The sequence below is a fragment of the Salinarimonas sp. NSM genome (assembly GCF_052380005.1).
Lineage (GTDB): Bacteria > Pseudomonadota > Alphaproteobacteria > Rhizobiales > Beijerinckiaceae > Salinarimonas.
In genome coordinates this window covers 1-23,927 of sequence record NZ_JBQTCJ010000047.1, presented here as the reverse complement: position 1 = coordinate 23,927, position 23,927 = coordinate 1, and the positions used below count along the sequence as shown (strand labels likewise).

Sequence of the window (23,927 nt, the reverse complement as noted above, 5' to 3'; positions counted from 1 at the left end):
ATGGGATTGTCCTCAGCCCTTCGCCTCGGAGAGGCGCACCCGCGGGTCGATCGCCGCGTAGAGCAGGTCGACCACGAGGTTGATGATCACGAAGATGAACACGGTCAGCATCAGGTAGGCGACGACGATCGGCCGGTCGAGGCGGTTGATCGAGTCGATGAGCAGCTTGCCCATGCCGGGATAGGAGAACACCGTCTCGGTCACGACGGCGAAGGCGATCATCGATCCGAGCTCGAGGCCGAGCACGGTGACGACCGGGATGAGCATGTTCTTGAGAACGTGCACGAAGACGATGCGCCGCGAGGAGAGGCCCTTGGCCCGCGCGAAGCGCACGTAGTCCTGCAGCATCACCTCGCGCGTGCCCGCCTGGGCGATGCGGATGACGAGGGAGGACTTGTAGAGCGCCAGCGTGATCGCGGGCAGCAGCAGGTGCGAGAGCCCGTCCCACGTGAACATCGACAGGTGGACGCCGAGCACCTCCACCGTGTCCCCGCGCCCGCTCGCCGGCAGCCAGCGCAGCTCCACCGCGAACAGGAGGATGAGCATCAGCCCGATCCAGAAGTTCGGCAGCGAGAAGCCGAGGATCGAGGTCGACATGATGCTGCGCCCGAGGAAGGAGTCGGGCTTGAGGCCGGCGATCACGCCCAGCGGCACGCCGATGACGATCGACAGGAGGAGCGCGACGAAGGCGAGCTCCATCGTCGCCGGCAGGCGCTCGATGATGACCTTCAGGGCGCTCTCGGAATAGACGAAGGACGTGCCGAGGTCGCCCTGGAGCGCGTTCCAGACGAAGATGCCGAACTGCTCCCAGATCGGCCGGTCGAGCCCGAGCCGCGCCGCGATGGCGTCGAGCTCCTGCTGGTTCGCCTCCGGGTTGGCGAGGATCGCGACCGGGTCGCCCACGGCGTAGACCGCGAGGAAGACGAGGAACGCCATGACGGCGATGACGAGCAGGGACTGCCCGATGCGGCGGATGAGGTAGACCAGCATGGTGGACCCGGGTGCTGACGGCTCGCGGCGCGACGGCACGGCGCGGGTCTCGCGCCGTGCCGGGGACGGAGGGGGCGGCGATCGGTCCCGACCGCCGCCCGTTCGACGAGCCTCAGCTCGCCGGCTCGACCTCCATGGCGAGCGTGTACTGGTCCGCGCGCGGCGTCACGGCGAGGCCGGTGCGGTAGGCCCAGGGCGTCACCTCGAAGTGCAGCGGGATGGTGGCGTAGTCCGCCATCGCCATCGTCGCGGCCTCCTGCAGCAGCGCCTCGCGGGCGTCGTCGTCGACGGTCGCGATCGCCTCCTTGATCAGCGCGTCGATCTCCGGGTTGGAGTAGCGCTGGCGGTTGGTCGAGCCCATGCCCGAGTCGGGGTCGCGGGTCGCGACGAGCGCGATCAGCGGGCTCGAGATCTCACCGGTCGCGGCGCCCCAGCCGGCGAGCCACATGCCGTACTCGAAGTTGTTACGGCGCGAGAAGAAGGTCGAGGCGGTCATGGCGTCGACCGTGGTGGTGATGCCGATGCGCGCGAGCATCTGCGCCACCGCCTGGGCGACCTTCTCGTCGTTCATGTAGCGGTCGTTCGGCGCCGAGAGCACGAGCCCGAAGCCGTTGGGGTAGCCGGCCTCGGCGAGCAGCGCACGGGCGGCCTCCGGATCGTAGCCCTCGACCGGCGTGTCCTCACGGGTGCCGAACATCGGGTAGGGCAGGAGGTCGCCGGCGGGAACCGCGAGCGTGCCCATGATGCGCGCCGCGATGGCGTCGCGGTCGATCGCCTTGGAGATCGCCTCGCGCACGCGCACGTCCGTGAAGGGGTTCTTGCCGTCCGTGCCGGTCACGCCCGGCGGGACGTGGCCGTCCTCGGCGTGGTTGTCGAGGTGGAGGTAGATGACGCGGTTCGACAGGCCCTGGGCGATCTCGAAGCCGTCGCTGCGCAGGCGGTCGAAGTCCTGCACGGGGGGCGATTCGATCACGTCGACGTCGCCCGACAGGAGCGCCGCCACGCGCGCGCCCTCGTTGGCGATCGGGCGGAAGGTGACCTCCTCCCAGGTCGGCGTGCCGTCCCAGTAGTTCTCGTTGCGCGACAGCACGATCGCGTCGCCGCGCACGTAGCTCTCGAGCGCGTAGGGGCCGGTGCCGATCGCCTTGGCGGGATCGTTGAAGTCGGCGGCCTGCGGGGGCGTGCCGAGGTTCTCGCAGCCGCCCTGGGCGAAGACCACGCCCTCGCCGCCGAAGGCCTCGGCCGAGATGATGCCCACGCTCGCCAGGTTCGTCGGCAGCAGCGGCACGGGGCCGTTCGTCTCGAACACGATGGTGTGCGGATCCTCGATCGTCACGCCCGAGATGCCGGCGACGAAGCTCGTGAAGGACGACGGCGAGTTCTCGACGGTGGGCACGCGGCAGATGGAGTAGACCACGTCGGTCGCGTCGAACGGGGTGCCGTCCGAGAAGGTGACCCCCTCGCGCAGGTTGAAGCGCCAGGTGTCGTCGTCGACGGCCTCCCAGTCGGTGGCCAGGCTCGCCACGTTCTGCTGGTTCTCGTCGGCCTGGGTCAGGCCTTCGAAGATGTGCATGCGCAGCGAGTTGTTGGGGCCGAGATTGTGGAAGTGCGGATCGACCGCCGTCGGCTCCGAGGTGAGGCCGACGGTCAGGCTCTGCGACAGGGCCGGGGTGGCGAAGATCATCGCGAGCGGCAGGCTCGCGAGCGCGATGCGCTTGGCTGTACGGTGCATGTGGTCACGTCTCCTCTGGCTCCCGCCGAGGCCAACTCTACGGCCGCCGGCAGGACTTTCTTGGGCCATCCTGCCGCCCCCGCGGTTCCGGGGAAAGGCTTGATTGCCGCTGCGCGCAGGCTAATATTCGACCCTGGCATTGTCGATACACAACCGCATCAGGGGCGGTAATAGAAAAATGCGCGAGATGGATAGCGACGACGAAACCGGCCGCTCGTCGAGGCCGAGCGTGCGCGAGCTCGAGGTTCTGCACGCCGTGATCACCACGCGTAAGACCACGGCTGCAGCCCAGAGGTTGGGAGTTTCTCAACCCGCGGTGTCGCGGGCCATCGGCGCCCTCGAGGCGCGGCTCGGCCGGGACCTGTTCATCCGCGACGGCGGGCGCCTCGTGCCCACCGCCGACGCCTTCGCTCTCGATGCCGAGGCGGCCCCGATCTTCGCCGCGCTCGAGCGCCTCGCGGACTGGCCGAACGTGCGCGCGGCGGGCACGGTGCTGCGCATCCTCGCGCCGCCGACCATCGCCCACACCTTCCTCGCCCCGCTCGTCGTGCGCTTCATGCAGGTCGACCCGGACGTACGTATCCAGATGGAGATCGGCCGCTCGCCGGATGCGGTGAACGCGGTGGCCGACGGCACGGCGGACCTCGGCGTGCTGGACGTGCCGGCGAGCCATTTCGGGGTGCGTGCCGAGCCGTTCCGGCAGTCGATCGCGCACGTGATGATGCCGGCCGACCACCCGCTCACCGCCAAGGACGCCGTCACCCCCGCCGACATCGGCGACACGCCGCTCATCCAGGTGACGCGCCGCTTCTCGGCGCGCGCGCGGCTGGAGCGCGCCTTCTCCGACTACGGCGTCGAGCCGCGCACGGTGCTCGAGGCGGGCACGGTGCAGTTCCTCACCGAGATGGTGCGCGGCGGGCTCGGCGTCGCGGTGGTGAACCCGTTCCCGATCGCCTACGTCACCGGCGCAAAGATCGCCTTCCGGCCCTTCACGCCGCAGATCGACTACGAATCGTCCTTCGTCTTCCCGGCGGTGGGCGGAAACCTGCCGGTGGCGCGCCGCTTCGTCGACTTCGTGCGCACGGAGCAGACGAGCCTCGTGCCCGCCGCCTGAGCCGCCGAGGAGTTCGCAACGCAATCCGCACGCCGCGCGCCCGCGGGCGACGCGAGGAGCCTGCCATGGATACCGGGACCATCGTCGCGCACCTGCGCGACCTCGTCGCGTTCGACACGACGAGCCGAAACTCGAACCTTCCCCTCATCGACCACGTCGAGGCCTATCTCGCCCCGCTCGGCTTCGCGTGCGAGCGCGTCTTCGACGAGACCGGCGCGAAGGCGAACCTCCTGGCCACGATCGGCCCCGCCGACGTGCCCGGCTACGTGCTCTCCGGCCACACCGACGTCGTGCCCGTGGACGGGCAGGAATGGGATACCGATCCGTTCGTGCTGACCGAGAAGGACGGGCGCCTCTACGGCCGCGGCGCCTGCGACATGAAGGGCTTCCTCGCCGCCTGCCTCGCGGCCGCGCCGGCGATGGCGCAGGCCGACCTGAAGCGGCCGATCCACCTAGCCTTCTCCTACGACGAGGAGGTGGGCTGCGTCGGCGCCCGCGGCCTCGTGGCGCGCCTCGCGCAGACGCCCGTGCGGCCGCTCGCATGCTTCGTCGGCGAGCCGACGACGATGGGCGTCGTCATCGGCCACAAGGGCAAGCGCTCGGTCCGCGTGACGGTGCGCGGCCACACGGTGCATTCGTCGCTCGCGCCCCACGGCGTCAACGCGGTGGAGTTCGCCGCGCTCTTGGTTGCGAAGATCCGCACGGTGGCCGACCGCTTCGCCGCGGAGGGCGCGCGCGACGGGCTCTACGACGTGCCCTATTCCACCGCCCATGTCGGTGTGCTGCGCGGGGGCACGGCGCTCAACATCGTCTCGGACCGCGCCGAGATCCTGTTCGAGGTTCGCGCCATCGGGACCGACGATCCCGACGCGGTGCTGTCCGAGATCGAGGCCTACGCCCGCGAGGCGCTGGAGCCGCGGATGACGGCGGTGCGCGCCGGCACCGGCTTCGCCTTCGACACCTACGCCGGCTTCCCCGGCCTCGACACCCCGCCGGAAGCCGAGGTCGTGACGCTGGCGAAGCGGCTCGCGGGGCGAAACGAGCATTCGAAGGTCGCCTACGGCACCGAGGCCGGCCTGTTCTCGCAGCTCGGCGGCATCCCCACCGTGGTGATCGGTCCCGGCGACATCGCGCAGGCCCACCAGGCGAACGAGTGGATCGCCGTGAGCGAGCTCGCCGCCTGCGGGCGGTTCCTGGGGGAGGTGGTGCGGGAGGCGAGGCGGGGGTGAGGGGTGGGCCGGGGAGCGCTGTCATCCCGGATTGCGAAGCAAGTCCGGGACCCAGACGCTCCGGAGCGTCGATGAGCGTCGGTGAGCGGCGCGCCAGCGCCGTGGCGCTCGACGCCCCCTGCAGCGTTCGTGGACGCGCGTGCTCCGCGCACGCTGACCGAGCACCTGTTGTTCCAGGCCCCGGGACCGCTTCGCGACCCGGTGTGACAGGGGCTGTCGTCACGGATCGCGCTTGACGCGCCCGCCCGGAAAGCGCTTCCCTTCGCCCGCTCGCCCCACCACGAGGACCCCGCCCATGCCCCTCTACGCCCTCGACGACGTCGCCCCCGAGGTGCCCGGCGACGGGCGGTACTGGGTCGCGCCGGATGCGCAGGTGATCGGGAAGGTGCGGCTCGGGGTCGATGTCGGGATCTGGTTCGGGGCGGTGCTGCGCGGGGACAACGAGCTCATCGACGTCGGCGAGGGCACGAACATCCAGGAGCACGCGCTGCTCCACACCGATCCCGGCGCGCCGCTGACGATCGGGGCGCATTGCACGGTGGGGCACCATGCGATCCTGCACGGCTGCACGATCGGCGAGGCGAGCCTCGTCGGAATGGGCGCGACCGTGCTCAACCACGCCCGCATCGGGAAGAACTGCCTGGTCGGCGCCAACACGCTGATCACCGAAGGCAAGGAGTTTCCGGACAACTCCCTCATCGTCGGCGCGCCGGCCCGGGTGGTGCGCACCCTCGACGAGCCGGCGGCGCTGGCGCTGCGCCAGGCGGCACAACGATATGTCGAGAACTGGCGGCGCTACGCCGCGGGGCTTCGGCGGATCGGTTGAGACGCGACCCGCCGCCAGGGCCGGTCACCGCGCGGCGGTGACCGTCGTCGGTGACGAGACGCCGCCGAGCGAGACCCATGCGGTGCCGCTCGAGCCCTCGCGCTTGATGTAGGTGTAGCCGGTCTCGCCCCAGGGCTTCACGGCGTCGACCTTGTTGTCGAGGATCATGTCGCCGCGGTCCGTGCGGATGGCGAGCACCGCGTGGCCCTCGTTGTTCTCGTCGAGGACGACCGTCATGCGCATGGCCCGGCGTGGGATGCCGGCGTCGGCGAGCCGGGAGCGCTTGAGGAGCTGGTAGTCCTCGCAATCGCCGTAGCCGGTCTCCGGGAAGTCCCAGCTGTCGACCACGTTCCACTGCTGCGCGTCCGTCATCGGCCGGACCTCGCGGTTCACCCGCCTGTTGATCGCCACCACCGTCTGCCAGACCTGCGGGGTGAGGACGATCGCCTCCGGCTCGCGCGGGTCGACCGCGCATTCGGACGGATGGGTCTCGCAGAAGCGATGCCAGGCCGGGACAGGGCGCGCGCCGCCTGTCGTCGCGAGCTGGATCGTCGCATCGGGGAAGGGGCCGGCGACCGCCGTGCCGGGCGTGCCGACGCCGACGGCCGCGGCGATCACGATCGCCCCGAGAAGAGCGATCTTGCGCGACGTGCCCGCGAGGCGCACGATGATGTCGCGGCCGCCGCCGCCAGCATTCCCAATCTGCCACATGACCGCGCCCCACGGATCGTTGTTAAGCTTCTGTTACGAAGCTGCCACGGGTGGGCTGCGGGCTCAAGCGTCGCGAGACGAAGAGCGACAACGAGGAGCCGATGCGTTGGTTCCGCGCAACACCCTGATTTTTCTGGGCAAGCTTGGCCTTGACCTCTTCGGGCAGGCCTCCCTCGAAGGGGAGGAGCCCGGAATGGGTGAGGGGCCAGCCTTTCGGCTGGCCCCCCGTGCGATCCCGGTCGGGGACGGGGAGGGTGGGGACGTGACCGGGTGTCGCATCCGTGGGAGCGGCGTTCGGTGCCCATGAGCGCCGCTCGTGTTCCGAATCAGTCGCCGTACGCTCAGTCCCTCCGGGCGGTGGCGGTGGGCGAGCGGACATGGCCGAGAGAGGTCCAGGCGTTGCCGCTCGAGCCCTCGCGCTTGACGTAGACGTAGCCGGTGTCGTGCCAGGGCAGGACGGCGTCGCGCACGTTGTCGAGGATGAAGTCGCCGCGGTCCGTGCGCACCATCAGCACCGCGTGGCCCTCGTCGTTCTCGTCGATCACGACGGTCATCCGCATCGCGCGCCGCGGCAGGCCCGCCTGGGCGAGGAGGTTGCGCTTCAGGAGCTGATAGTCCTCGCAATCGCCGAACCCGCCGGTGGGGAAGGTCCACAGATCCGCGAGCCCGTAGGCCTCCCAATCGGTGGTCGGCCGCACGGCGGCGTTGACGCGCTGGTTGACCTCCACGATCGTGCGCCAGGTCTCGGCGTCGAGGCGGATGATCTCCGGCTCGCTGCGGTCGACGACGCACTCGCCGGGATAGGAGCGGCAGAAGTCCGTCCAGCCCTGGATCGGCTGCGCCCGGCCCCAGTCCTGGCTCGCCGGCGTGACGGCGGGGAGCGCGTGGGCCGCGCCCGAGAGGAGCATCGCGAAGCCGGCCAGCGCCGAAGCGAAATGCGTGGTGTTCATGTCGTCTCTCCCTGTCCACGAGAGAGACTGCCGACGGGAATTCGCCCCGCGCTGAAACGAATACGGACAATTCGAGCGATTGGCCCCGATCTCGCCGCGATCGCGGCGCGATTACGCGTCAGGACCAAGATCCTCTTGGCCGATCGCGTCGAATTGCGCGGATTTCCGCAAGGAAGGCCGGAAGAGCCCTCGGAGCCGACCTCAGGCGCGCCGGCGTGCGCCCTCCGCCAGCCAGCCGGCGAGCACGGCGCCGAGCAGCAGCACCACGCCGACGAAGCCGAGCGCCAGCGGCACGACCGAGACCCCGCGCACCACGGCGGTCTCGCTCGGGCGAATGCCGATCCAGTCCGCGCCGGACAACCGCGTGTCCGAGCGCACAGTCTGGATGCGCGGCACGACGACGGGGCCGGCGCCCTCCGCCAGGCGGCGCCCCGAGCCGCCGGTCTCGGCGACGAGCGGGGCGAGGTGCTCGGTCGACGAGAACACGTCGCGCATCTCGCGCGGGTTGGCCGGGCCGACGCTGACGAAGGCGACGAGCCCGTCGGCGCGCAGCTCGTGGAGCCCGAGCTCGGCGCCCGTCACACGCGCCCGCCACAGGCCGGGCTCGCCGGGCTCCAGCGTCACGCGCACGCTCTCGCCGGAGGGAGCGGTGAGCGTCACGGGGGAGGGCGTCTCGCCCATGCTCTGGCGCTCGATGCCGATCGCGCGCCCGTCGGCGGAGGCCCGCAGGGCCTCCTCCTCGAGCGCCGGCTCCTTCATCAGCCAATGCGCGGTCCGCCGCAGGAGGTCGAGATAGGGCCCGCCCTCGCGGAAGCCGCGCGCCCACAGCCAAGCGTGGTCCGACAGGAGCAGCGCGACGCGCCCCTCGTCGTAGCGCTCGAGCACGAGGAGCGGGCGCCCGTCCGCGCCCGACATCACCGTGTCGCCGGCGCGCACGTCCGCGTCGAGCAGGCGCAGCCACTCGCCCCAGGCCGGCGGCGAGACCTCCGAGCCGTCGAGGCCGCGGGTCACCGGGTGGCGCGCGCCGACTGCGGTGATCTCTGCCTTGTAGGGCTCCTCTAGGATCTCGCCGGTGGGCACGCCGGGGATGATCGGCGAGAGCCGCGTGCGGGCGAGCGAGGCGACGGTGGCGAATTCCGGCCCGGCGGCGAACAGCACCGCCCCACCGTTCTCGACATAGGTTACGATGTTGTCGAAATAGATCGACGGCAGGATCGACTGGTTGGCGTAGCGGTCGAAGATGATGAGGTCGAACTCGTCGATCTTCTCCTGGAACAGCTCGCGGGTGGGGAAGGCGATGAGCGAGAGCTCGTCGATCGGCGTGCCGTCCTGCTTGTGCGGCGGGCGCAGGATCGTGAAGTGGACGAGGTCCACGTTCGCGTCGGACTTGAGCAGGTTGCGCCAAGCCCTTTCCCCAGCGTGAGGTTCTCCCGATACGAGAAGAACCCGCAGGTTCTCGCGGATGCCCTCGATCTCGACGACGGCGCGGTTGTTGGCCCGCGTCAGCTCCTCCTCGAGCGGCTCGACCTCGATCTCGACGACGTTGGCGCCGCCCCGGTCGATCGTCACCGGCACCGTGAAGGCGCGGCCCGTGGGCACGTCGCGGCGGGCCATGATCTCGCCGTCGCGGCGCACGGTGACGATGGCGGAGCCCGTGCCGTTGCGCTCCTCGACCATGGCCTCGATCGTCTGCTCGCGCCCGACGATGCCGAAGCGCGGGGCGCGCACCAGGCGGATCTGCCGATCGCGCTCGGTCTCGCGCCCGGTGATCAGCGCGTGGAGCGGGGCGCGAAAGCCGAGCTGGCCCACGCCCTCGGGGATGTCGTGGACGACGCCGTCGGTGACGAGGATCACGCCGGCGATCCGGTCCGGCGGCACGTCGGCCAACCCGTTGGCGAGCGCCCGGAACAGCAGGGTGCCGTCGTCCCCCGCGCCGTCCTCCACGGAGATGAAGCGCGGCACGACGTTCTGCATGGACGAGAGCCGCCGGTCGAGCTCCTCGCGCACGGACTGCGTCATGGCGGCGCGCTCGCCGAGCCCTTGAGAAGCGCTCTCGTCGATGACGACCGCGACGACGTCGTCGACGGGCTCGCGGTCCTCCTCGACGAGGGCGGGGTTGGCGAGCGCCAGCACGAGGACCGCGAGCGCGAGCGCGCGCAGCATGGCCGGCGCGCCGCGGGCGAGGACCGACACGATCGCCACGACGACCGCGAGCGCCGCCGCCGCCCACAGGAAAGGCTCGGGGACGAGAGGCGAGAAGGAGAGCGTCAGCAAGAGCTTGGGCCTCTCAGTTTCCGAGCCGCTCGAGCAGGGCGGGGACGTGCACCTGGTCCGCCTTGTAGTTCCCGGTGAGCGTGTACATGACGATGTTGACCCCCGCGCGATAGGCCATCTCGCGCTGGCGCGTGCCCGATCCGCTGACCGGGTACATCGGCTCTCCGCCGGGGCCGATCGCCCAGGCGGCGGCGAGGTCGTTGCCGGTGATGATGATCGGCGAGACGCCGTCGCCGGAGCGGGCGGGGCGCACGACGTCGTCCGCTCCGATCGCCGGCATCGCCTCGACCCAGGTCTCCGAGCGGTCGAAGCGGCCCGGCAGCTCGCGCAGGATGTAGAACGTCTTGGTGATCACGTGGTCCGCGGGAAGCGGCTCCAGCGGCGGGATGTCGAGCGTCGCGAGCATGCGCCGCAGGTAGGCGGTCTCCGGCGTCGGCGCGCCGGAGGGGCGCCAGGTGAGCGCGTCGCGGGTGTCGAAGATCACCGTGCCGCCGCTCTTCATGTAGGCGTCGAGGGCGCGGATCGCCTCGAGCGAGGGCAGCGGGCGGTCGGGCGTGATCGGCCAGTAGAGCAGCGGGAAGAAGGCGAGCTCGTCGCGCTCGAGGTCGACGCCGACGGGGTCTCCCGGCTCCAGTGCCGTGCGCCGGGCGAGCACCCGCGAGAGGCCGTCGAGGCCCGCGCGGCTCGTCTCGTCGACGCGCGAGTCGCCGGTGATCACGTAGGCGAGGCGCGTCTCGAAGGCCCCCTCCAGCACCTCGCGCGACAGGATGCCGATGTCCTCCGCCGCCGCCTGTGCGCGGGCCGGGTCGGGCGCGGCGAGGGCTCCGAGCGCGCCCAGCACGATCGCGGCGGCGGCGCCGGCCCGGCGCGCGCGGCCCGTCAGGCGTCCGAGGTGGCCCCCGAGCCAGAGCGAGGCGAGGCTGTCGATCATGAGGAGCACCAGGGCGGCGGCGAGAAGGGGCGCGCGCAGGTCGACCGTCTCCGCTGGCTCGAGCGGCGCGCGCACGGCGTCGAGCGGGGCGAGGTCGAGCGGCGCCAGCCGGTCGCCCGGCAGGAGGGCGTTGATCGCGAGCGCCGCGTCGACCGGGCCGTAGAAGCCCGGCGGATGCTCCGCCTTCGCACGCTCGGCGAAGGCACGCGTCACCGGCACGGCGTCGGGCGGGGGCGAGACGAAGGCGCCGAAGCCGTCGAGCACCTGGCGCGGCGCGACCGGCGGGCCGGCATCCTCGCCGCCCTGCGCCCGCGCGGCGGCCGGCGCCGCCGAGAAGGCGATCGTGCGCCGGAGCATGTCGACGAAGAGACCCGTCAGCGGCAGGTTCGACCAGCTCGCGTCCGCCGTGACGTGGAAGAGCACGAGGAGCCCGTCGCCGCGCCGCTCGGCGGTGACGATGGGCGTGCCGTCCTCGAGCGCGGCCCAGGTGCGCTCGGGCAGCGTCGCGTCGGGCTCCGCCAGGATCTGGCGGCGCACGCCGAGGTCCTCGGGCACCGCGAGGCCCTGGAAGGGGCTCTCGCGGGTGAAGGGCGCCAGCGTGCGCGGCGTGTCCCAGGAGAGCGCGCCGCCCAGCGTGCGCCCTCCGCGGCGCAGGCGCACCGGGACGAGATCGTCCGACCCGGCGGAGAGCCGCGGGCCGGCGAAGCGCAGCAAGAGCCCGCCTCCCGCGACGAATTCCTCGACGCGCACCGCCACCGCGGGCTCGAGCGCGCCGACGTCGGCCAGCACGAGCACCGAGACGTCGTCGTCGAGCATCCGCTCGACGCCCTCCGACGCGCTGCCGCGCGCCTCCAGGATCTCGGCGAAGGGGGCGAGCGCGCGCTCGATGTAGAAGGTCGGGGCGAGCAGCGGCTGCGCCTGGTCGAGGCTCGCGCCCGAGACGATGCCCACCCGCCGGCGCTGGGAGCGCTCGTCGATCAACGAGACGGCGGCGGCCGAGCTCTCGCCGGAGATCTCGACGCGGGCGATGGCGTTGCGCAGCTCGATCGGCAGGTCGAAGCGCGCCGTCGTCTCGGTCGCGCCCGGCTCGAAGGCGAAGGGCGTCTCGCCGACGGGCAGCCCGCGCAGGTCGACCGCGCGCAGGACGCCCGCGTCGCGCCCGTTCGGCTCGGCGCGCACCAGCGTGGCGACGAGGCCGGCGGCGGTGTTGTCGGTCCCCGCGAGGGCACGCGCAGGGGCGCGCTGCTCGGAGAAGACGACGATCGAGCGATCGCCGACAACCTCCGCCAGTGCGGCGGGAAAGCCGTCCTCCTCCGGTCCTGCGACCCCGTCGGCGATCCACACGACCTGCGCCTCGGGATGCTCCGCGAGGAAGCCGGCGACGGCGGGAAGGGCGGCGTCGCGCCCGGCGAGGTGCGGCGCGGGGCGGATGGCGCGCAGGCGCTCCAGCGCCGCGGCGGGGGCGAGAAGCGGGATTTGCGGCGTCGGCTCGGCCGTCGCGACGATGCCGAGCGAGCGCCCCGCGCGCGCGAGCGCCTCGCCCTGCTCGACGAGGACGCCCGCGCGGCGCTCCCAGTCGCCGGCGGCGAGCGCGCCGTTGTCGACGACGAGCAGCACCGGCGCGTCGCTGGCGCCGTCGAGCGCCGGGGGCGGGTTGAGGATCGGACCGGCGGCGGCGAGGATCAGCGCGGCGGCGATCGCGAGGCGCAGCGCCAGCAGCCACCACGGGGTCCGGGCCGGCGTCTCGCGACGGGGCGCGAGGTCGCGGATGATCTTCAAGGGCGGGAAGGCGATGAGCCGCGGCTGCGGCGGGGTGACCCGCAGGAGCAGCCAGATCGCGGGCAGAGCCACCAGCGCGGCGAGGACGAGGGGGGCGGCGAAGCTCATCTCAGGCCGCTCCCGTCAGTCCCTGGCCGGCGCGCGAGGCACCCACCAGCGTGAGGACCCGCAGCGCCGCCTCGCTCGCGGGCCGGTCCGTACGGTGCAGCGTGAGCGTCCAGCCGCGGCGCCGGGCGAGGTCGGCGAGCGCGCCGCGATGCTCGGCGAGCCGCGTGCGGAAGCTCTCGCCCCAGGCGGCGGCGTCGCCGACCCGCAGCCGGCCGCCGCCCTCGAGATCCTCCAGCACCGCCTGGCCGGCGAAGGGGAAGGTCTCCTCCACGGGATCGGCGATCATCAGCAGATGCCCACGCGCGCCGCTCGCCGACAGGCTCTCGATGCGCGGCGCGATCTCGGGGATCGGGGTGAGGAAGTCGGAGACGAGGAGCGCCTCGTCCTGGGCACGCAGCGGCGCCTCCGGCGGCAGGTCGGCGTCGATGCCGGCCCGGTCGGCGGCGATCGCCTCGGCGAAGGTCTCGACCACCCGGCGCGAGGCGCGCGGCGGCAGGAGGCCGATCAGCCCCACCCGCTCGCCGGCCTCGACGAAGGCGTCGGCGAGCGCGAGGCCGAGCACGATCGCGCGCTCGATCTTCGGGCACTGCGCGAGGTCCGAGGAGAAGGCCATCGAGGCCGAGCGGTCGACCCAGACATAGACGGAGTGCGCGGCCTCCCACTCGCGCTCGCGCACGTAGAGCCGGTCGTCGCGGGCCGAGCGGCGCCAGTCGACCCGGCTCGCGGGCTCGCCGGGATGGAAGGGCCGGAACTGCCAGAAGCTCTCGCCGGGGCCGGCCCGGCGGCGGCCGTGGATGCCGTGGGCGAGCGTCGCGGAGACGCGCCGCGCCTCCAGCACGAGGCGCGGCAGGCGATGGGCGAGCGCCAGCGCCGCGTCCGCCTCGGCGCGTCCGGGGTTCCTGATCGCCGGCTCGTGGACCCGCACCCGCGCCATGCGCCCGCCCTCAGCTCGAGGTCCGCGCCGACAGGCGCTCGACGAGGCGCCTGACGAGGGCGGGGATGGTCTCCCCGTCGGCCCGCGCGGCGAAGGTGAGCGCCATGCGGTGCTTGAGCACTGGCTCGGCGAGCGCCGCGACGTCCTCCACCGACGGCGACAGCCGCCCCTCGATCAGCGCGCGGGCGCGCACGGCGAACATCAGCGCCTGCGAGGCGCGCGGGCCCGGTCCCCAGAGCAGCTTGTCGGTAACGGAGGCGTCGCCCTCGCCGGGGCGCGCGGCGCGCACGAGATCGAGGATCGCCTCGACGACGCTCTCGCCGACGGGCAGGCCCCGCGCGAGGCGCTGGGCCTGCATGAGCTCCTCGCCGGAGAGGGCGGGGACCGGCCGGGCCTCGTCGACGCCGGTGGTCTCGATCAGGATGCGCCGCTCGGCGACGCGGTCTGGGTAGCCGACGTCGATCTCGAGCAGGAAGCGGTCGAGCTGCGCTTCGGGGAGGGGGTAGGTGCCCTCCTGCTCGATCGGGTTCTGCGTCGCGAGCACGTGGAAGGGGCGCGGCAGGTCGTGGCGCTCGCCGCCCACCGAGACGTGGTGCTCCTGCATCGCCTGGAGCAGCGCCGACTGCGTGCGGGGGCTCGCCCGGTTGATCTCGTCCGCCATCAGCAGCTGCGCGAAGATCGGCCCCTTGATGAAGCGGAAATGGCGCCGACGGTCGGCGGTCTCCTCGAGGATCTCGGAGCCCAGGATGTCGGACGGCATCAGGTCCGGCGTGAACTGCACGCGCCGCGCGTCGAGCCCGAGCACGGTGCCGAGCGTGTCCACGAGCTTCGTCTTGGCGAGGCCCGGCACGCCCACGAGGAGACCGTGGCCGCCGGCGAGGATGGTCACCAGCGCGAGGTCGACGACCTTCTCCTGGCCGAAGATCACGCCGTGAATAGCCTCGCGGGCCCGCGAGAGCGCGGCGAGCGTCGTCTCCGCGGAGCGGGCGATCGCCGCATCGAGGTCGGTCGTGTCGGGCGCGGGGGACTGGGACATGCGGCTACCTTCGAAAGTGCGGTCCGGACGAGCCGGGACTCGGGTCGTGCCCCGGGACGCAAGTCTGGGGCCGATCGCGCCACCGTGGCAAGCGAGGCGCGCCGCCGCAGCCCGGCGATCCGAGAACCCGCGACCAGCGCGTCCCGAACGCCGCGCGCGTCGGCGCGTTCGACAAACCGGGCGCGCGGGACCATTTCTCCTCTGGCAACATGGCGCGCGAAGGGCGAGGGTGTGCATCATGGCTGATCACGAGTTCGAGACCGGCGGCTCCGACGCGCTCTCCCGCCTCGTGGCCGCGGCGAAGGGCGGGCGCGGCGCGCCGCCGGTGGAGCGCTGGAACCCGCCTTACTGCGGCGAGATCGACATGCGCATCGCCGCGGACGGCACCTGGTTCTACCAGGGCACGCCGATCGGCCGCCCCGCGCTCGTCAGGCTGTTCGCCTCCGTGCTGCGCAAGGACCCGGAGCGCTTCGTGCTCGTCACCCCGGTCGAGCGGGTGGGGATCGTGGTCGAGGACGCGCCTTTCCTCGCCGTCGAGATGGCGGTGGAGGGAGAGGGCGAGGCGCGCCGGCTTGCGTTCCGCACCAACGTCGACGACGTGGTGACGGTGGGGCCCGACCACCCCCTCGTCTTCGCCCGCGACGGGCACGGGGGCGCGAAGCCCTACGTGAAGGTCCGCGGGGAGCTGTGGGCGCTCGTCACCCGCGCGCTGGCCTACGATCTCGCCGAGATGGCGCAGCTGCGTACGATCGACGGCCGCGACGTCTTCGGCGTCGCCGCCGGCGGCGGCTTCTGGCCGATGATGGACGCTGCCGATGCCGGCTGAGAGGACGGATGCGGGCCGCCGAGGGTTTCCCCTCCCCGCGAGGGGGAGCGGAGAGCGTCGGTGGATTGCATTCATCGATAGCGCAATTGTTCAGTCGCCACGCCGGCGGGACCGCCGGCAGGCGGCGTCGGCGGGCGCATCCCGATCCTCTGCGGCCCGCAGCCGATGACCGAGGCGGAGCTCCTGGAGCGCGCCCGCGTGCGGCTGGCGCCGGAGCCGATCGGGCGGCTCGGCGCGGCGCGGGGCGATCACGACCTCAACGCCGGCGCCCCGATGGCGCGCGACCCCAAGCGTGCGGCCGTCCTCGTCCCGATCGTGCGGCGCCCCGAGGGACCGACGCTGCTGTTCACGACCCGCTCGAGCCGGCTGCGCGCCCATTCCGGCCAGGTCGCCTTCCCCGGCGGGCGAATCGACGCGGGCGACGCGACGCCCTGGGATACGGCGCTCCGCGAGGCGCGCGAGGAGATCGGGCTCGACGCGCGTTTCGTCGCACGGCTCGGCTATTCCGACACCTACCTTTCGACCTCGGGCTATCTCGTGATTCCGGTGGTCGGCCTCGTGTCGGAGGGCTTCGCGCTGAGGCTCAACCCGGCGGAGGTCACGGAGGCGTTCGAGGTGCCGCTGGCCCACGCCTTCGACGAGGGGAACCAGGAGCTACACGTGCGCGCCTGGAACGGGCGGCTGCGCCGGTACTATGCGATCTCCCACGCGAACCGCTATGTGTGGGGCGTGACGGCGGGCATCCTGCGGCATCTCTACGAGCGGCTGACGCGCGAGCCCGCCCCGGCCCGCAGCGAGGAGGCTCCATGACCCGCGTGTTCCTGCAGCAGCTCCTGTTCTTCTTCCTGCCCTTCGCGGCCTTCTTCGTCTACCTGCTGATCCGGCAGCGCAACCCGCTCGCCTTCGCGCACTGGGAACGCTCGATCCCGCCGCTCGCCATCGCGGGCCTCGTGCTCGTCGCCGCAGCCCTCGTGTATACGGGTGCGGTGGCGCCGCGTGCGACGGGCGTCTACCAGCCGCCGAGCTGGCAGGACGGGACGATCTCGCCGGGCCGGTTCGAATGAGCCTCCATGATCGAGCGTCCATGATCGAGCCTCCATGATCGAGCCTCAGCGAATGAACCTCCAAGAGAGCGCTCTCGATCACGCACGCCTCGCCGCGCTCCTGACGGAAGCGCGCGTCGGTCTTCTGCTGCAGACCTTGAACGGCGAGGGCGAGGAGACGCGCATCGTCGGCGGGGCGGTGCGCAACGCCCTCGTCGGACGCCACGTCCACGAGGTCGACCTCGCCACGACCGCGCATCCCGACGTCACGCGCGCGCGGGCGCAGGCCGCGGGCTTCAAGGTCGTGCCGACCGGGCTCGCGCACGGCACGCTCACCGTCGTCGTCAAGGGCGAGCCCTACGAGGTGACCAGCCTGCGCGAGGACGTCGAGACCTTCGGGCGGCACGCGGTGGTGCGCTTCGGGCGCGACTTCGCCGCGGACGCGCTGCGGCGGGACTTCACCATCAACGCGCTCTCGCTCGACGTGGAGGGCCGCCTGCACGACTACGCCGGCGGCGTCGCCGATCTCGCGGCGGGACGGGTTCGCTTCATCGGCGACGCCCGCCGGCGCATCCGGGAGGACTACCTGCGCATCCTGCGCTTCTTCCGCTTCTCGGCGGATTTCGCGCACGGCGATCTCGACGCGCAGGGGCTGCATGCGGCGATCCTGGAGCGCGAGGGCGTCGCGATCCTGTCCCGCGAGCGCGTGCGCAACGAGCTGATGCGGCTCCTCGTCGCGCGGCGCGCGGTCGAGATCGTCGTGGCGATGGCGCAGGCGGGCTTCCTCGGGCGCTTCCTCGGGGGGATCGGGGACGGGGCGCGGCTCGCGCGCGCCGTCGCCGCGGGGCGGGACGCGACGGGACGGCTCGCCGCGCTCGCCGTCGCCACCAGCGAGGACGCCGCGCGGCTGCGCGAGCGGCTGCGGCTGCCCAACGCCGACGGTGACCGGCTCGACGCCTACGCCCGCCTCGTCGAGCGCCTGCACGACGCCCCGACGGCCGTCGACCCGCTCGGCGTGCGCCGCCTCGTCGCCGACGTCGCGCCCGTCGCGGTCGCCGATGCGCTCGCCGCGCTCGGCGGCGAGCCCCGGCCGGGGATATCGCTCGAGGCGATGCAGGCTGTCGCCGGCTACGAGGCCGACCCCGCGCGCGTGCCGACGATGCCGCTGCGGGGCCGCGATCTCGTCGCCGCGGGCGTGCCGAAGGGGCCCGCCGTCGGCGCGGCGATGGCGCGTGCGCGGGCGCACTGGCTCGCGCTGGGGTGCCCGACGGACGAGGGGGACCGGGCCGATCTGATCGCGGCCGCGCTGGCGGCCGGCCCGTGATGACGGTCGGCGCGCCGCCCTCCGGATCGCGCCTGCGCGGGCGCACGGCGCCGCTCCTGCGCGCCGGCAGGCTCTTCGCGGCGCGCGACGGGACGGCCTATGCGGCGCTCCTCGCCATGAGCGCGGCCTTCGCCACGCTGCCGATGTTCGTCTCGATCGCACTCGCCTCCCGCTGGCTCGCGAGCCCCGACATCCTGCACGCGGCCGAGCGCGGGCTCTTCGCGCTCTGGCCCAAGCTGATCGCCCGCCCGGTGGCGCAGGCGATCGCCGCCGCCGCCGACGGCCTGCCGACCACCGCGCTTCCCCTCATGGCGCTCGCCTTCCTCGTGCTCGCGGGCAACGCGCTCGAGATCCTGCGCACCGGCCTCGCACGGTTCTACGCACCCGCCGCCGCCGACGGGGGCGCGCTGCGCCGGCGCCTGCGCGCGATCCTGCTCGTGGCTGCCGGCACCGCTTTCGCCTTCGCGCTCGCGAGCCTCGTCGCGGCGTTGACGGACCTGCCACCGACGGCGCCCGCGGTCGAGCCGGCCGCGCCGCCGCCGGGTGCGGGGCCGCTCCTGTTCCTCGGCCAGACGCTCGGCGGCCTCGCGCTCGTCGCGGGCGGGCTCGTGTTCGCACACACGCGCCTCGTTGCGAGCGGTCTTCGGCTGCGCGCCGTCCTGCCCGGGATCGCCGTCTCCGTCGTGACGTGGATCGCGAGCGTGAACCTCGTCGCGCTCTACCAGACCCACGTGGCGCCGCCGCAGGTGCTCTACGGCCCCTTCGCCGCCGCCTTCGCGACGCTGCTGTTCTTCTTCGTGGGCGCCTGCGCCGTCCTCTACGGCGCGGCCCTCAACGCCGCGCTCGCGGCGCCGTCCGCGGGCGCGCCGGCGAACCGTTAAGCCCTCCATTAACCGCGAGCCGCTAAGACCGTTGATCGGCGAGAGAAAGCTCGCCGCCAGGGGGCGACCGGCGCGTGACGAGGGCGACGAGACAGCGGGAGAGGCCGACGGCGTGGGCGCATCGCGTTCGCGCGCTCGCGCTCGCACCGCTGATCCTGCTCGCGCCGGCCCCCGGCGAGCCCGGCCTCGCGTCGGCCCAGGCGCAGCAGGCACAGGCGCAATCGGCGCCGCAGGCGCGCATCCGCGCCGCGCAGGAGCCGACCTGGGGCCGCATCCGCCTCGACTTCGACGCGCCCGTGACCGTCGCCGCGCGCGCCGACAACGGCGTCCTCGTCATCCGCTTCGACCGTTCGGTCGAGATCGTCTCCGAGCGCATCGCCGAGGAGATCCCCTCCTACGTCGCCCAGGTGCGGCGCGACCCCGACGGGACGGGGCTGCGCATGGCGCTCTCGCAGAACTTCTCGGCGAGCGTACTGCCGGCGGGCGAGACCGTCTTCGTCGACCTGCTGCCCGAGGCCTGGCGCGGCATGCCGCCGGGCCTGCCGGAGGACGTCGTCGCCGAGCTCGCGCGGCGCGCTGCGGCGGCCGAGGAGCGCTTCTCCGCCGAGCGTGCGGCACGCCGCGAGGCGATGCCCGCGCCGATGCCGGTGCGGGTGGCCGAGCTGCCGGGCCTCACCCGCCTGATCTTCGCCGCGCCCGAGGGCGTGCCCGTCGAGGCGCGCTCGACGGAAGACACGATCACGCTCTTCTTCGACGAGCGCCTCGCGCTCGAGCCGGAACGCCTGTTGCCCACGATCCCCGGCATCGCGGACGTGTCCGAGGACGACACCGGCGAGGCGCTCTACGTTCGCATCGACCTCGACGACGGCTGGGTCGCCCGCGGCTTTCGCGAGGAGGAGGGCTTCGTCCTCGACATCGAGCCCCTCGATCCCGCCGCCGGGGGCGTCACCCCCGTGCGCGCGGCGCTGGGGCTCGTGCCTTTCCTTCCGGGTGAGGGCGGCGGGCAGGGTGGGGGCGATGCGTCCGTCGAGGCTGCGCCGATCGCCGAGACGCCCACCGAAGCGCCCACGCCCGCGCCCGCCGTCGACGCGCGTCCGGTCGTCGCCGCGCCGGGCGGGGAGACGCCGCCCCCCGAGCCCCCATCGCAGCCCGAGCCCGCCGTCGCGCCTGCCGCGGCAGCCGAGCCGGCGGCGCCGACGACCCGCCAGGTCCCCGTCGTCGGCGTCGACGCCGACGGGCTGCGCATCGCCTTTCCCGTCGCGTCGACGGTGCCCGCCGCCGCCTTCACCCGGGCGGGCGTGGTCACGGTCGTCTTCCAGACGCCCTCGACCCTGCCGGAGCCGGACCTCACCGGCACGGCCGCGGACTTCGCTCGGCTGGAGACGCTCGCGCGCGAGGGGCCCTTCGTCACGACGCGCCTGCGCCTGACCGAGCCGCGGGTCGCGCGCCTGACGCCGGAGGAGGGCGGCTGGACGCTGACCATCGGCACGCCCGCGCAGGCCGCGCCCGAGCCGATCTCGGTGCGGGCCGTACTCGAGGACAACGGCCGGACCGGCCTAGCGCTGGACCTTCTGGACGCGACCGGCGTGCACTGGATCGGCCTCCCCGAGGGCGGCGAGCGGATCGCCGTCGTCACGGCACCAGGGCCGGCGCGGAACGTGCCCTCGACTCGGCGCTTCACGGAGCTGGAGCTCCTCCCCACCGCCCACGGCATCGCCGTCGCCGCGATCGCGGACGACGTCGTGGTGCGGGCCGATCTCGACGGCGTCTCGATCGGCAGGGGCGCCGGGCTCTCGATCGCGCTCCCGGAGACGGACGACGCCGGGGCGACCGATGCGCCGCTCGACCTCGTCCTCGACCATCAAGCCTGGGTCGAGGCGCAGCGCGGCTCGGCGCAGGCCGACCAGCGCGCGCGCCTCGCGCGGATCGTCGATGCGCCCGTGCCCGAGCGCAACCGCGAGCGGCTGGCTCTCGCCCGCGCGCTGCTCGCCCACGGCCTCGCGGCCGAGGCCGGAGGCGTCTTTCGCTTCGCGCTCGCCGAGGATCCGGATCTCGCTGCCGACCCGAAGGTGCGCCTCCTCGAGGGCATTCTCGCGGCGATGAACCGGCGCTGGGACGCGGCCGACGCCGTGCTGACGCAGGACGACGTCATCGACCTGCCCGAGGCGGCGCTCTGGCGCGCCTACGTCGATTCGAAGCGCGGGCTCGCGCCGCGGGCGATCGCCGGCTTCGGCCGAGCCGAGCGCGTGCTCTCCGCCTATCCGGACGACCTCCAGGGCCGCCTGCGCCTCGCCGCCGCCCGCGCCGGGCTCGCCGAGCGCGACTTCGGCTTTTCCGACGACCAGCTGACCAGCATCGCGCGACTGCACCCCGGCGCCGTGCCCACCGACGAGGTCGACGTCGTGCGCGCCCTCGTCGACACGCAGACCGGCCGCGTGGAGTTCGCGCTGGCCGAGCTGACGCGGCTCGCGCAGGAGGGATCACGCCCGGTCGCGGCCGAGGCCGAGCTCGCCCGCGTGCGCCTCGCGCTCGCGCAGGGCGAGATGGACCCCACCGAGGCGATGGAGGCGCTCGAGCGCCTCGCCATCGCCTGGCGCGGGGACGAGGTCGAGGTCGAGACCATGGGCCTGCTCGGGCGGCTCTACGCCGATGCGGGGCGCTGGCGCGACGCCTTCTTCACGGCGCACATGGCGAACCTCATCTACCCGGACCACCCCGTCACGCTGCAGCTCCACGAGGAGACGGCCCAGGCCTTCGACGACCTCTTCCTCTCCGGCCGCGGGGCGGACCTCGACGAGGTCGAGGCGGTCGCTCTGTTCTTCGACTTCAAGGAGTTCCTGCCCATCGGCCGGCGCGGCGACGAGATCGTGCGGCGGCTCGCCGACCGGCTCGTCTCGCTCGGGCTGCTCGACAAGGCGGCCGAGCTGCTTCGGCACCAGGTGGACAACCGGCTCGAGGGCGCTGGGCGCGCGGCGGTGGCGGCGCGGCTCGCGACGATCCTGCTGATGGACGCGCAACCGGCCGAGGCGCTCGCGACGATCGAGCGTACGCGCATCGCCGAGCTGCCGCGGGCGGTGCGCCGCGTGCGCAACCTCATCGAGGCGCGCGCGCTCTCCGACCTCTCGCGGACCGACCTGGCGCTCGAGGTGATCGAGGACGAGAGCGGCCCGGAGATCGACCGCCTGCGCGCCGACATCTGGTGGACCGGACGGCGCTGGCGCGAGGCGGGGGAGGCGCACGAGGCGCTCGCCGGGACGAGCTGGCAGGAGGAGCGCGAGCTCACCGATCGCGAGCGAACCGACGTGATGCGCGCCGCGCTCGCCTACAATCTCGGCCAGGACGCGATCGGCCTAGACCGCCTGAAGGCCAAGTTCGCCGACGCGATGAGCGCTTCCGCCGACGCGCCGGGCTTCGTGCTGCTCTCCGATCCGGGCGCGCTCGCCACACCCGCTTTCCGCGAGGCGGCGCGCACGATCTCGAGCGAGGACACGCTCGCCGACTTCCTCGCCGCGCTGCAGGCGCGCCACCCCGCGGCGGCGCTGCCCGTCGGGCCGATGGTGGAGGCGGGGGCGCCGGGAGAGCCGCCCGCGGTGGCGCAGGACGCCGCGGCTCCGGCGCAGCCGGCGACCGAGCCGACGCCGGTTCCGGTGCCCGGCCCGGAGGCGCGGGCGACGGACGGGCAGCAGGCGCTCTGAGGCGGACGGCCCGCGCTATCCCCCGCCGTAGCTCTGCACCAACGAGCCCGCGACCAGGCTCCAGCCGTCCACCAGCACGAAGAAGATCAGCTTGAACGGCAGCGAGACCGTGACCGGCGGCAGCATCATCATGCCCACCGACATCAGGATCGAGGCGACGACGAGGTCGATGATCAGGAAGGGGACGAAGAGCAGGAAGCCGATCTCGAAGGCGCGGCGCAGCTCCGAGATCATGAAGGCGGGCACGAGCACGTGCAGGCCGAGATCGTCCGGCGTCTGCGGGGCCGCGTCTCCCGAGAGGCCGACGAAGAGCTCGAGGTCGCGCTCGCGCACATGGGCGAGCATGAAGGTGCGGAACGGCGCGATGCCGCGCTCGAACGCCTGCTCGGCGGTGATCTCGTTCGCCAGCAGCGGCTGGATGCCCTCCTCGTAGGCGACGGTGAAGGTCGGCGCCATCACGAAGGCGGTGAGGAAGAGCGCCAGCGAAACGATGACCCCGTTCGGCGGCGCCGTCTGCGTCCCGATCGCCGAGCGCAGCAGCGAGAGCACGACCACGATCCGCGTGAAGGATGTGATCATCACCAGGATCGACGGCGCGAGCGCCAGGACCGTGATCAGCGCGACGAGCTGGAGCGCCCGCTCGGTGACGCCGTCACCCTCGCCGAGGTCGAGCGTGATCGACTGCGCGACGGCGGGTCCTGCGGCCACGAGGCCGCCGGCGAAGGCCGCCAGCGCGAGACCGGCGGCCGCTGCCCGCACGCGGCGGACGCGACGCAGGCGCGCGTCGAGGTCGAGGCCGGTCATGTCCCTGATTCGCCGATTGCCGCCACGGTTCCGGACGCTGCGCAATCGGACGCCGCGACGCAAGCGGCGTCGCGGCGAAGGCGCTGGATAAGCTCAGGACCTCTCGTCGCGGCTCGGTGCGCGCCCGAGCAGGCGGGCGAACTCGGCCTCGATCTCCTCGACCGAGAACGGGTCGATGGGCTTGGATGCCGGCCGCTCCGAAGCCGGCTGGGGCGCCGGGGGCGGCTCGGCCGCAGGCTCCGCGTCGGGCTCCAGGTCGGGCTCCAGGTCGGGCTCCACGGCGGGCTCCACGGCGGGCGTGGCGTCGGCGATCGGCACGTCGGGAGCGGGCTCCTCGAATGGTGGTTCGCCGAAGACCGGGAGCTCGGGCTCCGAGGACATCTGCTCGGAAGGCACGGGCTCCGAAGACGCGGGGACGATCGGCTCGGGCTCGGGCGCCTCGTCGGCGACGAATTCCTCCGCGGCCGGGGTGTCCGGCTCGCCGTCCCGCCAATCGGCCTTGTCGAGCGAGGGCGCCATCGCGGGGATCTCCTCCGGCGGGGCCTCCTCCGGCGTGACCTCCTCGGCGGGTGCGATCTGCGCCGACGTGTTCTCCGTCGGCGCGTCCTCCGCCGCCGGCGGCTCCGCGACCGGCTCGCCGGATTCAGCGAACGGCTCGGGCCGCGTCGGGGCGAGCGCGCTCTCCGTCTCGGGCGCCGGCGCGGCGGGCGGCGGCGGCGGCGCGGCGGGCTCGTCTGCGC

General features: G+C 73.3%; 18 protein-coding genes and 1 pseudogene. 9 read left to right on the top strand and 10 right to left on the bottom strand.

Features of this window, described 5'->3' with window-relative positions; genetic code table 11:
* Window positions 1-12 precede the first annotated feature (12 nt).
* Window positions 13-990 (bottom strand): ABC transporter permease, encoded by a 978-nt coding sequence (locus ACTZWW_RS16210; RefSeq protein WP_444782022.1) that lies wholly within the window; start codon window positions 988-990, stop codon window positions 13-15.
* Window positions 991-1,102: 112 nt separating this feature from the next.
* Complete coding sequence (locus ACTZWW_RS16205; protein WP_444782007.1) at window positions 1,103-2,722, bottom strand: ABC transporter substrate-binding protein; 1,620 nt, start codon at window positions 2,720-2,722, stop codon at window positions 1,103-1,105.
* A gap of 187 nt (window positions 2,723-2,909) precedes the next feature.
* Here ACTZWW_RS16205 and ACTZWW_RS16200 point away from each other — a divergent pair, with 187 nt between their 5' ends.
* The 3 genes from ACTZWW_RS16200 (at window position 2,910) to ACTZWW_RS16190 (ending at window position 5,891) form a co-directional block, all read left to right on the top strand.
* Window positions 2,910-3,836, top strand: coding sequence for a LysR family transcriptional regulator (locus ACTZWW_RS16200; RefSeq protein ID WP_444782006.1), 927 nt, complete (start codon window positions 2,910-2,912; stop codon window positions 3,834-3,836).
* A gap of 65 nt (window positions 3,837-3,901) precedes the next feature.
* On the top strand, window positions 3,902-5,065 hold the full coding sequence (gene argE / locus ACTZWW_RS16195) for an acetylornithine deacetylase (protein WP_444782005.1): 1,164 nt from the start codon (window positions 3,902-3,904) through the stop codon (window positions 5,063-5,065).
* A 295-nt stretch (window positions 5,066-5,360) separates the two neighbouring features.
* A complete protein-coding gene (locus ACTZWW_RS16190; RefSeq protein WP_444782004.1) occupies window positions 5,361-5,891 on the top strand; it encodes a gamma carbonic anhydrase family protein in 531 nt (176 codons plus the stop codon).
* Between the two features lie 24 nt (window positions 5,892-5,915).
* On the opposite strand, the gene ACTZWW_RS16185 is transcribed toward ACTZWW_RS16190, so the two are convergent.
* From ACTZWW_RS16185 to ACTZWW_RS16160, 6 genes are all read right to left on the bottom strand, one after another.
* Window positions 5,916-6,602 (bottom strand): transglutaminase-like cysteine peptidase, encoded by a 687-nt coding sequence (locus ACTZWW_RS16185; RefSeq protein ID WP_444782003.1) that lies wholly within the window; start codon window positions 6,600-6,602, stop codon window positions 5,916-5,918.
* 341 nt (window positions 6,603-6,943) lie between these two features.
* Window positions 6,944-7,552: a transglutaminase-like cysteine peptidase gene (locus ACTZWW_RS16180; RefSeq protein ID WP_444782002.1), complete on the bottom strand. Its 609-nt coding sequence runs from the start codon at window positions 7,550-7,552 to the stop codon at window positions 6,944-6,946.
* A 201-nt stretch (window positions 7,553-7,753) separates the two neighbouring features.
* The gene (locus ACTZWW_RS16175) at window positions 7,754-9,826 is read right to left on the bottom strand and encodes a hypothetical protein (RefSeq protein WP_444782001.1); all 2,073 of its coding nucleotides are present in this window, start codon (window positions 9,824-9,826) and stop codon (window positions 7,754-7,756) included.
* Between the two features lie 13 nt (window positions 9,827-9,839).
* A complete protein-coding gene (locus ACTZWW_RS16170) occupies window positions 9,840-12,644 on the bottom strand; it encodes a DUF4159 domain-containing protein (protein WP_444782000.1) in 2,805 nt (934 codons plus the stop codon).
* Between the two features lies 1 nt (window position 12,645).
* Window positions 12,646-13,578, bottom strand: a complete 933-nt coding sequence (locus ACTZWW_RS16165; RefSeq protein WP_444781999.1) for a DUF58 domain-containing protein — start codon at window positions 13,576-13,578, stop codon at window positions 12,646-12,648.
* 10 nt (window positions 13,579-13,588) lie between these two features.
* Window positions 13,589-14,614: an AAA family ATPase gene (locus ACTZWW_RS16160; protein WP_444781998.1), complete on the bottom strand. Its 1,026-nt coding sequence runs from the start codon at window positions 14,612-14,614 to the stop codon at window positions 13,589-13,591.
* A gap of 238 nt (window positions 14,615-14,852) precedes the next feature.
* Here ACTZWW_RS16160 and ACTZWW_RS16155 point away from each other — a divergent pair, with 238 nt between their 5' ends.
* The 6 genes from ACTZWW_RS16155 to ACTZWW_RS16130 all read left to right on the top strand — a co-directional run bounded on the left by ACTZWW_RS16155 (window position 14,853) and on the right by ACTZWW_RS16130 (window position 22,383).
* Complete coding sequence (locus ACTZWW_RS16155) at window positions 14,853-15,440, top strand: DUF1285 domain-containing protein (RefSeq protein ID WP_444781997.1); 588 nt, start codon at window positions 14,853-14,855, stop codon at window positions 15,438-15,440.
* 165 nt (window positions 15,441-15,605) lie between these two features.
* Window positions 15,606-16,250 carry a CoA pyrophosphatase gene (locus tag ACTZWW_RS16150; RefSeq protein ID WP_444781996.1) on the top strand — a complete coding sequence of 215 codons (645 nt, stop codon included), beginning with the start codon at window positions 15,606-15,608 and terminating at the stop codon, window positions 16,248-16,250.
* Window positions 16,247-16,504, top strand: coding sequence for a DUF6111 family protein (locus tag ACTZWW_RS16145; protein ID WP_444781995.1), 258 nt, complete (start codon window positions 16,247-16,249; stop codon window positions 16,502-16,504). Before ACTZWW_RS16150 ends, ACTZWW_RS16145 begins: the two co-directional genes overlap by 4 nt.
* A gap of 52 nt (window positions 16,505-16,556) precedes the next feature.
* A complete protein-coding gene (locus ACTZWW_RS16140; protein ID WP_444781994.1) occupies window positions 16,557-17,807 on the top strand; it encodes a CCA tRNA nucleotidyltransferase in 1,251 nt (416 codons plus the stop codon).
* A complete protein-coding gene (locus ACTZWW_RS16135; protein WP_444781993.1) occupies window positions 17,807-18,688 on the top strand; it encodes a YhjD/YihY/BrkB family envelope integrity protein in 882 nt (293 codons plus the stop codon). The genes ACTZWW_RS16140 and ACTZWW_RS16135 overlap by 1 nt, the downstream gene beginning before the upstream one ends.
* A gap of 74 nt (window positions 18,689-18,762) precedes the next feature.
* Window positions 18,763-22,383 carry a hypothetical protein gene (locus tag ACTZWW_RS16130; RefSeq protein WP_444781992.1) on the top strand — a complete coding sequence of 1,207 codons (3,621 nt, stop codon included), beginning with the start codon at window positions 18,763-18,765 and terminating at the stop codon, window positions 22,381-22,383.
* A gap of 15 nt (window positions 22,384-22,398) precedes the next feature.
* Here ACTZWW_RS16130 and fliP read toward each other — a convergent pair whose 3' ends face one another.
* Window positions 22,399-23,187: a flagellar type III secretion system pore protein FliP gene (gene fliP, locus ACTZWW_RS16125; protein ID WP_444781991.1), complete on the bottom strand. Its 789-nt coding sequence runs from the start codon at window positions 23,185-23,187 to the stop codon at window positions 22,399-22,401.
* 93 nt (window positions 23,188-23,280) lie between these two features.
* Window positions 23,281-23,927 (bottom strand): annotated as a pseudogene (locus tag ACTZWW_RS16120) (hypothetical protein); the annotation flags it as partial.